Annotated in this window: 9 protein-coding genes and 6 pseudogenes; 2 read left to right on the top strand and 13 right to left on the bottom strand. The window is 32.6% G+C overall.

The genetic code is table 11. The annotated features are described in order from the left end of the window. The 3 genes and pseudogenes from CQZ94_RS28900 to CQZ94_RS28885 form a co-directional block, all read right to left on the bottom strand. Positions 1–401, bottom strand: a 401-nt coding sequence (locus CQZ94_RS28900) for a thiol-activated cytolysin family protein (RefSeq protein WP_181149569.1), incomplete at its 3' end; no start/stop codon positions are given. A 62-nt stretch (positions 402–463) separates the two neighbouring features. Beyond that, positions 464–651: pseudogene (locus CQZ94_RS32300) on the bottom strand (hypothetical protein). A gap of 267 nt (positions 652–918) precedes the next feature. Beyond that, a pseudogene (locus CQZ94_RS28885) lies at positions 919–1,368 on the bottom strand (IS6 family transposase); the annotation flags it as partial. A gap of 283 nt (positions 1,369–1,651) precedes the next feature. Here CQZ94_RS28885 and CQZ94_RS28875 point away from each other — a divergent pair. Together CQZ94_RS28875 and CQZ94_RS30985 are read left to right on the top strand one after the other, a co-directional pair. Next, positions 1,652–2,407, top strand: a pseudogene (locus tag CQZ94_RS28875) (RNA-guided endonuclease TnpB family protein); the annotation flags it as partial. Between the two features lie 450 nt (positions 2,408–2,857). Beyond that, positions 2,858–2,974 (top strand): annotated as a pseudogene (locus tag CQZ94_RS30985) (hypothetical protein); the annotation flags it as partial. Positions 2,975–3,093: 119 nt separating this feature from the next. On the opposite strand, the pseudogene CQZ94_RS28870 reads toward CQZ94_RS30985, so the two are convergent. The 10 genes and pseudogenes from CQZ94_RS28870 to CQZ94_RS28825 all read right to left on the bottom strand — a co-directional run bounded on the left by CQZ94_RS28870 (position 3,094) and on the right by CQZ94_RS28825 (position 10,215). Continuing rightward, positions 3,094–3,961: pseudogene (locus CQZ94_RS28870) on the bottom strand (Rpn family recombination-promoting nuclease/putative transposase). A 129-nt stretch (positions 3,962–4,090) separates the two neighbouring features. Next, positions 4,091–4,253: pseudogene (locus CQZ94_RS32110) on the bottom strand (IS6 family transposase); the annotation flags it as partial. A 201-nt stretch (positions 4,254–4,454) separates the two neighbouring features. Beyond that, positions 4,455–5,042 (bottom strand): GTP cyclohydrolase I FolE, encoded by a 588-nt coding sequence (gene folE / locus CQZ94_RS28860; protein ID WP_105588194.1) that lies wholly within the window; start codon positions 5,040–5,042, stop codon positions 4,455–4,457. 43 nt (positions 5,043–5,085) lie between these two features. Next, positions 5,086–5,802, bottom strand: coding sequence for a 7-carboxy-7-deazaguanine synthase QueE (gene queE, locus CQZ94_RS28855; protein WP_105588193.1), 717 nt, complete (start codon positions 5,800–5,802; stop codon positions 5,086–5,088). Then, positions 5,795–6,286 (bottom strand): 6-carboxytetrahydropterin synthase QueD, encoded by a 492-nt coding sequence (gene queD / locus CQZ94_RS28850; protein WP_105588192.1) that lies wholly within the window; start codon positions 6,284–6,286, stop codon positions 5,795–5,797. The genes queE and queD overlap by 8 nt, the downstream gene beginning before the upstream one ends. After that, positions 6,286–6,951, bottom strand: coding sequence for a 7-cyano-7-deazaguanine synthase QueC (gene queC / locus CQZ94_RS28845; protein ID WP_105588191.1), 666 nt, complete (start codon positions 6,949–6,951; stop codon positions 6,286–6,288). The genes queD and queC overlap by 1 nt, the downstream gene beginning before the upstream one ends. 12 nt (positions 6,952–6,963) lie before the next feature. Then, positions 6,964–7,752 (bottom strand): ABC transporter permease, encoded by a 789-nt coding sequence (locus tag CQZ94_RS28840; protein WP_105588190.1) that lies wholly within the window; start codon positions 7,750–7,752, stop codon positions 6,964–6,966. 2 nt (positions 7,753–7,754) lie between these two features. Continuing rightward, positions 7,755–8,546 carry an ABC transporter permease gene (locus CQZ94_RS28835; protein ID WP_105588189.1) on the bottom strand — a complete coding sequence of 264 codons (792 nt, stop codon included), beginning with the start codon at positions 8,544–8,546 and terminating at the stop codon, positions 7,755–7,757. Beyond that, a complete protein-coding gene (locus CQZ94_RS28830) occupies positions 8,543–9,541 on the bottom strand; it encodes an ABC transporter ATP-binding protein (RefSeq protein WP_105588188.1) in 999 nt (332 codons plus the stop codon). The genes CQZ94_RS28835 and CQZ94_RS28830 overlap by 4 nt, the downstream gene beginning before the upstream one ends. A gap of 17 nt (positions 9,542–9,558) precedes the next feature. Further along, entirely contained in the window at positions 9,559–10,215 is a 657-nt protein-coding gene (locus CQZ94_RS28825) for a PIG-L deacetylase family protein (protein ID WP_105588187.1), read from the bottom strand. Positions 10,216–10,388: the final 173 nt, after the last annotated feature.

Here is a 10,388-nt window from a genome sequence, read left to right as displayed (position 1 = left end):
AAACTAGGTTGATTATCTGCAAAAGCTTTATTTGCAAGTTGTACTGCTCCTGGATAAGTACGATTAGCCACAGAATCAATAATCGAAATATCGACTGGTGAAGTTGTAAGTGATTTTTTCTCACGTTCAACTACTACAAATTTACCATTTGAATTTGTACTTTCTTTCGGAACAAAACTCTCTACTTTATCACCATTTACTGCTAAAACCTCTTGATTATTATACTTAAGATTTCCTATGCCAGTATCAATGTTAATAGCTTTTTTTGTTGCATCAGCTGAATTACTTGTTTTTGTTTCAGCGAAGGAAATAGAAGAATAATTAATAGTGCATAAGCCAATTGATAAACATGCTAATAATTTGATTCCTTTAACACTTTTTATAATTTCCAAAAAATTCAACCCCTTCCTTTTTTCGTATTAAGGTATGATAATTATTTATAAATAATTGCTAAATAGTGAACTTACATAAATGCTTTTAAAAGTTCTTGAACTAATGGAAGTGCTCCACCTACAAATTTTAAAATTGTCATTGCGATTGTCATATTATTTCCTCCTCTTTTGTTGTTGCTAAGATGTGATTTATCTTTATGCTCTCATTATAGTAAGTACTTATATATATATCAACACATTCTGATATGCAATATTGCATATAACATAAACTGGTTTTATTGCTATAATGGAAAAGGGAAATTCTACAGCATTTTTCGATATACTGAAAAGATAATGAGCATGAAAGTTCCAGTAGGTAAAAAGGGAAAAGAATGTTTATCATTCTTTTCCCTTTTTGTATTTTCATGCACCTCACATATCTATCGTAAGAGAGTACTTGTATACGATTATTTACTACATTCCTTTTCTTGGTTCTGTTGCAAAGTTTCCGAAGACATAAAGAGATGGAGAATATTGCGGACCAGTTTTATGAAACTATTAATAATTCATGTAATGCGTTATACGTCGAAAAAACGAAGTTTGGTTGAAGACTTCGCTTTTGTTTGTATATGGCATGAACAGTTTCTATACCTTTAATAGTACGTGAGGCATGGCGAAGACTTTGAAAGCCTAAGGAACGGGAAATTCGACGTTTCACATGTCGATGATCTTGCTCGATGATATTATTGAGGTACTTTATTGTACGATGAAAGGTATTTTTGTAAAGACATATCTCCTTATGCGGAAGCTAAAGAAGGAGATATGTCGTCAGAACCGTTGGTTCTCCAAAAGTTCGAGCTAGTCTTTTCATAAAAGCATATGCTGCTTGTTTGTCTCGTTTTTGACGAAGTTGAATATCAAGTGTTTGTCCCTCTTTATCGATTGCTCGATATAAATAACACCACTTTCCTTTAATTTTGATATAGGTTTCATCCAAAATTAATTCAATTGTATAATAAAGAAATTACACGAAGTGAATATAATCACTTATTAAACGCTTTATATGAGCCAACACCAAAAGCACCTGACTATAAGACTAAAGATAATATTTTGACTGTTTAACAATTTTAATAACTTTATCGTTTTCCGACAGAAGACTCCTTCCTCAAAAATGTGAAGGTGTGAAACACCAATTTTAGGTGGGAGATGAATGTCGGTAGGCGTAAGCCTACGTTTTTTAGTATACTGTAGGTATCCTACCAAAAAGTGAGGTGCAACCTATGTTAGTAAATAAAGCATATAAATTTCGTATCTACCCGAATAAGAAACAAGAAATGGTTAAATACAAAACGATCGGTTGCAGTCGCTTTGTATTTAACCATTTCCTTGCTCTTTGGAATGATACGTATAAAGAAGCTGGAAAAGGATTAACCTCTTGCTCTGCCAAGCTTACTCAATTAAAGAAGCAACAGGATACGATTTGGTTAAAAGAAGTAGATAGTATCGCTCTTCAATCCACATTAAAAAACCTCGCAGATGCTTTTTCACGTTTTTTCAAGAAACAGAATGATATGCCACAATTCAAGTCTAAAAAGAATACAGTTCAATCCTATACAACTAAGCAAACAAACGGAAACATTGGAATTGTAGAAAACACAATAAAATTACCGAAACTTGGCCTTGTTCGCTTTGCTAAAAGTCGTGAAGTAGAAGGGCGTATCTTGCATGCCACGATTCGTCGTAACCCAAGTGGTAAATACTTTGTATCTATCCTTGTTGAAACAAACGTACAAGGAATGCCTAAAACTAAATCCACTTGTGGAATGGATGTTGGATTAAAAGATTTTGCCATTCTTTCTGATGGCACAACATACAAGAACCCTAAATTCTTCCGTACATTAGAAGCAAAGTTAGCGAAAGCACAGCGTATCCTTTCCAGAAGAACAAAAGGTTCTTCGAACTGGAATAAACAACGTGTGAAAGTTGCACGAATCCATGAACATATTGCAAATACAAGAGCTGATTACTTACATAAACCCCTAAACGAAAATTTTATTATTTTACAGTTATTTATGAGAATTCAACTCATTTTTTTCGGGTTGGGGAACAACCCACTTCTTAAGTCGACGGGCATGTATGGTGAAGTCTATTATATAAATTGGTCAAAAACTGACCTTCCTCAGTTTCTTTAATTCAATACATATGTTTTTTGTAATGGTAATATATGTTATAAGTTTCACTTAGCCTAAGAACATCATAACATTCTAAATAGTATGGAGCGTGTATTATAATGAAAAAGATTTTATTATCGTTTATAACATTAGGAATGCTTATAGGATGTGAAAAATCTGATTCGTGTGATGAAGCAAGAGCAATCTACTCTGGAAATTGTAATTCTGCTAATACACTGACAAACGACAAAGCTGAATTACAATTAGATTCCAGATAGTTGCTTTAATATTTAATTTGTATTTTAACAGGTAACAGGAGGATGCAGCCATATAGCTGGGATAAAAATTCAACTTGATTATGATCTATTAAGTGGACAGTTCTTACATATTCATACAGGTCCGGGTAAACAACATGATCGCACTTACGGCTCTCAAGGTGAGTAGACAAGTGGTATGAAAAGTTTTTTTGCACCAAAACTAAAGAGCCGCTTCTGAATAGATACAGGAGCGGTTTTTTGAATGTAGTTGCTGGATTCATTGAATTTCATACATTATAATAATATCTTTCGGATTTCTTCTGTACTTAGACCTGTGAATTTCGCAATGTCTGCTAACGGCATACCATTCTTATGCATACCACGAATTAATTGCGTTTTGCCTTTTTCCATACCCTCTTGTTCTGCATGTGCAAGCTTCGCTTGTTCATCAAGTAAAAGCTTTTCACGAGCTTCATATGCAAGTCGGAAAGAAGAATCATGACTCATATTTTCCCATTTATCCATCGCTTTTTGTAAGATTGGATCTTGATTCATAGCAATCTCCTCCAGTGTTTGAGTTAAATGTTCATCTTCATGTGCTGGTAATAATAACATCCAACGAGCAAATGCATTTTCCCATGGGTTCACTTTTTCTTCGCGCCACTGTTTAACTAGCTTTGGGATCTCTATAAAATGGATTTCCATATCATCACTTAATACTTGATGCGTCCTTGTATTCCAGAGTTTTCCTGTTGTATGAAATGCTTCTTCATTAGAAAACAACTTGAAATCTAATAGGTTGATGGTAATTGTTTTTCGAAGCGAACGATACGGCATGCCTTCTTGCATTTGAGAAGTATATAATTTAGACCAATAATAGAGGGAACGTTTAATCATATCATGTGTATTGCGGAGCTGTATCTCTACATTTATTTGTGTTCCATTATCAAGGGTTGCGAGTAAATCTAAAATGGATAATTTATCGTCTTCATATGATTTGTGGAGATGTGGGTCTTCCAATTTGTAAAGACACAATCGGCGCATCTAAAGATTCTTCTAAAATGGCATTAAGAAAGCCCGTGAGAATATCTTCACTTCCTTTTGTACCAAATAATTGTTTAAACGCAAAATCAATTCGTAAATTTACTAATTTATTGGACATGGATTTCCTCTCCCTGTCGTTTCTTTTTCTTAGTATTATTGTACTAGATAAATCGATTTGTATGCAAATCCCGTTTCTGTTACAAAGTTACCCAAAACATAGGGAATCTAGGGTTGCATCGTTAAATGGTTATGCAACCATTAATAATTCCTGTAATTCGTTATACACCGAAAAGGCGGAGCCTATTTGAAGACTTCGCCTTTTCGGTGTATAGGGTATGAATGGTTTCAATGCCTTTTATTGTACGAGAAGCATGCCGGAGAGTTTGAAATCCCGATGACCTAGCAAAACGACAATAGTAGCTTGTTTGAATTGTTTTCCTTTAAAATATCCCATTTGTTACGCTCCCGTTCATCTTTTTCCAAAGTGTACTTGAGTTTCGAAAACTTTGCAACAGAACCAAAAATACCTTCCTTTCCTACAACCCACAGAAAGAATAACGTCTTTTTTCATTTTAAGAGAATTTCTTTTTTAGCATAATAACGATGTAATTCTATCCCTCTATCAAATTTAAAGTTTCACTTCGAAGTGTACTATTATCTTTAAATATTCCTTTATATGACGAAGTTATAGTCATTGAACCAGGTTTTTTCACACCTCTCATTGTCATACACATATGCTCAGCTTCAATTACAACAATTACTCCTTTTGGCTCTAAAGTTTCAAAAATTACATTTGCTAATTCATTGGTTATTCTTTCCTGCAACTGTGGTCTTTTGCATATGGTTTCTAAAGCTCTAGCTAATTTGCTTAACCCAGTTACTTTTCCATTATTAGGAACATAACCTATGTGGGCCCTTCCAAAAAAAGGTACCAAATGATGTTCACACATAGAATAGAACGGAATATCTTTAACTAATACCAATTCTTCATGATTTTCATTAAATATTTTTAATAAATGTTCAGAAGGGTTTTGACCTAAACCTTGAAAAACTTCCTTATACATTTTTGCTACTCGCTTTGGGGTTTCCAAAATACCTTCCCTATTAATATCTTCTCCAATTGCTTCAAGAATCATTTTTACTGCTACCTCAATTTTGTCAGTATCTATTTCTACACTTTGGATTGTTTTTAAGCTCATATATTATTACCACCTTATTAATTTATTCATAAAATGCTCTTATTTATACGCCGCGTTTATTTCCCCATACTAAAGCATGAAGTTGAGGTAATACTTTCGCATCATTCATTTCTTTACACTGTACAGCTTTTTCAATCAACCGTTCATATTTCTGTAATAAGTTTTTAATAAGCGCTGCATCATCCACCGTTTTCGTATCATCGTTCCCAACTTGTAAGAAAAATGGTACTTGCGGATATCGCTTGTGCACCTTTACTGCATATTCAAAATCATAATCTTCAAATACGACTACTTTTAAACTAAAATCTTTTCTTTCTAATTTATGAATAACAGAATCTAGCATCGTAAAATCTGTTTTCATCTTCGAACTTGGTGGTTTAGGCGAAATTGTCACTTCATCAATTTGAAGTAACCATTCTTGCCACTTACTCCCTTGCGTCTCAATCGCTGTACGAATTCCATTCTCTTTTAATACAGTAAGAAGAAACTGAATATTTTTCAGCAAAACGGGATTCCCACCTGAAATTGTAACGTGAGAAAAATTTTTTTCACCAATTTCAACAAGTTCATTCCAAATTTCTTCTGGCGCCATTTGTCTAATTTGCTCTTTTGTTGAGCCATCCCATGTAAAGGCTGAATCGCACCAAGAACAGCTATAGTCACAACCTGCTGTGCGAATGAACATCGTTTTTTGCCCGATAACCATTCCTTCTCCTTGAATGGTTGGACCAAATATCTCCAAAACAGGAATCTTACTCATCGAGTATCCACTCCCGTCTTACTTCTGCATAACCCGTTGGTGTTTCAAAGAGACGTACGAATTCGACACGAGCTCCTTTATATTCTTCTGCTCGATTCCCTTTTGTTAATGCTTCCGCCATCTTTTCATAAATCCAGACGACCATATTTTCCGCAGTCGTATTCATCACTGGTAATGTTTCATTTAAATAGCGATGATCCAAATAAATCTCTATTTCGTTTTTCCAAATTTCTTTTATATCTCCAAAGTCAATTGCAAGTCCAATGTCATTTACATATCCACTAATACCAAATACAACTTTGTATGTATGACCATGTAAATTTTTACATTTCCCTTCATAACAGTGCAAATGGTGTGCTGCATCAAATGTAAATTCCTTGCTGACCATTACTCTTTTAGTATGGTATTTTAATTGCTCACGTTGAATATCCTTGTCCATTTTTTGCAAATTTTCTACAATGCGAAATCCGAAAAAGTTTTCCATTATTCATTCCCTCCTTCGCGTTCTTGTAGATACGTATCTAAACCTGCTTTACGAAGTTGACATGCTGGACATTCACCGCAACCATCACCAATGATTCCGTTATAACATGTTAATGTTTTTTCTCTAACAAACTCAAATGCTCCAAGTTCATCAGATAATTTCCATGTCTCTGCTTTATCAATCCACATAAGTGGTGTATGAATAACAAACGGATAATCCATAGATAAATTTAATGTAACGTTTAATGATTTCACAAACACGTCACGACAATCTGGATAACCACTGAAATCAGTTTCACATACACCCGTTACAATATGACGTGCTCCAACTTGTTTTGCTAATACTGCCGCAAATGATAAGAATAGTAAATTTCGCCCATCTACAAATGTCGATGGTAATTCACCTTCTTCGTGTGTTATCTCCATATTTATTCTAGTTAACGCATTTGGAACTAGCTGATTTAGTAGGCTCATATCTATCACTGTATGTTTAATGCCAAGCTCGTTCGCAATTTCCGCTGCACAATCAATTTCTAACTTATGACGTTGATTGTAGTTAAATGTTACAGCTTCCACCTCCGCAAACTGTTGCATTGCCCAAAATAAACATGTTGTGCTATCTTGTCCACCACTAAAAACAACTATTGCTTTATCATTAGAGTACATTTTATTCTCCCCTTAACTACTTGCACTATTATAATATCTTAAGGCAAACTTCCAAAAATAAATTGAAATAATAAAAAATCCAATAGAATAACCCATTAACACGAATACATCGTTTAGTTCTAATCGACCAATTAAAGCATAAGTTGGAATATTACTAACAATAACAATAGGAAAAACAAATAAAAAAACAAATCGACTTATTCCTTTATATAAGGAAGATGGGTATCTAAGTAATGTCATAGTACCAAGAAATAACTCATGCATACCTTCAACTTTGGTTAACCATATAGATAAAGTCATTAAAATAAACCACAGAGAATACGAGAGTGAAATTCCTAAAAACAATAGACCCAAGAAAGAAAATCCATTTACAATACTAACACTCTCTCCCTTTTGTAATAATGCATAACTAATTAACAGTACGGCTGGTAAACAGTTCCCTAAATTCCCTAAATCAAGCTTTCTTAATGAAACTAGAAACTGACTATTAATAGGTTTAAACAATATCTGATCTAAACTTCCTTGGTTAACTAAACTCGGTATATACGGTAGATTATTAATAAAAAGAGTAAACATCAAAGATTTTATCAACTCACTTGTTCCAATTAACAAATAAATATCATTTGTATTCCAACCATTGATATTACCAAAACTATCAAATATACTATTAAAAAATACTAATGTAACAATGAACCAAACAACGCTATCTAATATATTTAAAAAAAAGTTAACTCTATACATCATAATATTACTTAAATTAATTTTAAGAATTGCTTTTAACATTTTTAAATATCTAATCATATTTATGCACCAACAGATTCATATTTATTTAACCCCTTCTTCCAAAGTACTCTAATAAGGACATAGAAAACTAAAGACCATATCACTTGTAAAATTAATCCATTTACAATTTCAGTGCCACTTAAATTTCCTAAATATACATTTACCGGAAAGTGAATCAAGTATGAAAAAGGTAAAAACTGAGTTATTGTATTTAACGGAGCTGGTAAAAATTCAAGCGGAATAAGCGATCCAGATAATAATTCTAATACTATATCTACAGTAAAGAAAAAGGATGATATCTCTACAAAGTAAAATGAGAAGAGTGATATCAAATAATAAATCATATAATATAGTATTAATGCTCCTACTATTGAAAGAATGAACAGGAAAGTATATTTTAAAGTAGGCAAAAGGAAATAATTCCTGTTCAGGAATATTATCGGTATTATCGGTATCACTGACATCAGTAACTGAATAATTTTGTTACCTAAATTATGACTAAACCAATATCCAAAATATGAAAATGGTTTTGTAAGATATTTTGATAATTCACCGGATTGTATTTCCTCATTTATCGACCAGTGCATTTCAGGAATTAGTAAAAGTTCAATTAACTTAGCAATTATTACATAAGTAATCATCATTTCAAGAGTATAGCCTTGAATATTGTTTTGTGTTTTAAAGAGAGAATGCCACAATAGTATTAAAGCCACAAGCGGTATTAAACCAAAAATCATATATAATACAACATTCATGCGATACTGAAAAACCGCTTGAAATGAAAGCATCATTGGTTTTAAATACTTCTTCATACTGTTATTTTCACTCCAGTCGATTCCATTGAATAAATATCTTCAATGAGGTCTTGTGATGACATTTCAGTCAAATTGTAGTCAATAACATTGAATTCTTTTAATATGCTAGATATGGTCTCGTTCACTAACTTATCTTGAACTTTTATTGTTACACTAAATTTATCCGACTCTTTAACTTCTCCATATTTCTTAAGATCTTGAGAATTTATTTCATTCTCAAAGCTAAGAGATATATATTTATAACTCTTAATTTCTTCTTTTATTTTTTTGAAATTGTTATTAAAAACAACTTCTCCATTCTTCAATATTATTAATTCTTCACATAACTCATATATATCTGGGAAATAATGGCTAGTTATTACAACTGTTGTATTTCTTTCTTTGCAATAATTCTTGAGAAAATTTCTAATATTCTTTTGAGCAAGAAAATCCAATCCAATAGTCGGTTCATCTAAAAATAATATCTTAGGTGAGTGTAAGATTGAAGCAATTAACTCACATTTCATTCTCTCTCCTAACGATAGATTCCTTACTGGCGATTTAAGAATTTCTGATACCCCAAGATTTTCAGCTAATTCATCTACATTCTTTCTAAACTCTGTATCAGACAGTTCATATATTTCTTTATGTAATAAAAATGTTTCGTAAGGGGAAAGATCCCACCATAGCTGATTTTTTTGGCCTAAAACAACGCCAATTGACTTTAAAAAATCTTTCTTCTTATCATGGGGGTTAAATCCATTTACTAAAATTCTCCCGGAAGTTGGTTTAATTAACCCAACCATTGCTTTCATTAAGGTAGACTTACCAGCACCATTCGCGCCAATAAGCCCTATTATTTTACCTTCTTTTATTTTGAATGACACATCACTTAAAGCAGTAACCTTGACCTTTTCTCTTTTAAATAAACTCTTGAAAGAGTTTATTAATCCTTCTTCAATTTTTACTCTTTCAAAAGTTTTTGATACATCTTCAATTTCAATGATATCCATCTTCTCTCTCCTTCTTACTACTTACTTACCACTCTAAAAACTTCTGCAAATTGCACTCCTGCCTGCATACCCCTATAAGAATTTAACCCCAAAACTCCATCAACCAAATTTAATGTTTTAAGTTGGGATTCGTATTTTTTAATTGATGCTTTTTTCAGTTCAATAAACCTGGTAATATCTTTTACAACCTGATAGTTTTTCATGGGAGTCCATACTTCATACTGTAAACACATCGGAGCACAATCCTCTTTTAAGAACCCTGATTGACACAGGAATATTGCTTCTGATACAACTTCATTTACTATTCGATGATCCCTATCACTTTCCATATCATGGGGGAAATAAATAAAATTAGGCTTATATAGAGAGATTTCGTGAATAATTTCTTCCACAAAATCTAAAGAATACACAAGTGATCTGTCTGGTTTCTTTAAAAATTTAACATTTCCTTTTTCTATCCCTAATGTATTACAAGCTTTTATACACTCGTTCTCTCTATTTGAAATAATTTCGTTTAAATCCCCTACACCTCCAGATAAATCTCCTTTTGTAATTATTATTACTTTTATATGTTCACCCTTACTAATAGCTTGAGCAATTGTTCCACCACAGCCAATGACTTCATCGTCATGGTGTGGCGCTATAACTAAATGTTTTTTTACTATACCCTTCATTCAGCATCACCTTTATTGAACAGGTAAATCATTTACCTATTATTTAAATTAAAAATTATTTACTCTGGAGTCCCTATACTAACTGGATACATTTTATTTCCACTAGAAAAATATACTTTTTTAACGAATTTACCGAAAGAATTCTCCTTCCTCAAGCGTGTGAAGGGCGATAG

This window comes from Bacillus sp. MYb209 (assembly GCF_002975175.1).
Taxonomy (GTDB): Bacteria; Bacillota; Bacilli; order Bacillales; family Bacillaceae_G; genus Bacillus_A.
The sequence above is the reverse complement of the archived record's forward strand: the minus strand, read 5'-3'. Positions and strand labels throughout refer to the sequence as shown.

Coding starts and splice junctions, on each gene's coding strand:
- folE (WP_105588194.1), bottom strand. CDS start 5,042: ATGAGCTTAAAAACAATCCAAAGTGTAGAAATAGATACTGACAAAATT.
- queE (WP_105588193.1), bottom strand. CDS start 5,802: ATGAGTAAGATTCCTGTTTTGGAGATATTTGGTCCAACCATTCAAGGA.
- queD (WP_105588192.1), bottom strand. CDS start 6,286: ATGGAAAACTTTTTCGGATTTCGCATTGTAGAAAATTTGCAAAAAATG.
- queC (WP_105588191.1), bottom strand. CDS start 6,951: ATGTACTCTAATGATAAAGCAATAGTTGTTTTTAGTGGTGGACAAGAT.
- CQZ94_RS28840 (WP_105588190.1), bottom strand. CDS start 7,752: ATGATTAGATATTTAAAAATGTTAAAAGCAATTCTTAAAATTAATTTA.
- CQZ94_RS28835 (WP_105588189.1), bottom strand. CDS start 8,546: ATGAAGAAGTATTTAAAACCAATGATGCTTTCATTTCAAGCGGTTTTT.
- CQZ94_RS28830 (WP_105588188.1), bottom strand. CDS start 9,541: ATGGATATCATTGAAATTGAAGATGTATCAAAAACTTTTGAAAGAGTA.
- CQZ94_RS28825 (WP_105588187.1), bottom strand. CDS start 10,215: ATGAAGGGTATAGTAAAAAAACATTTAGTTATAGCGCCACACCATGAC.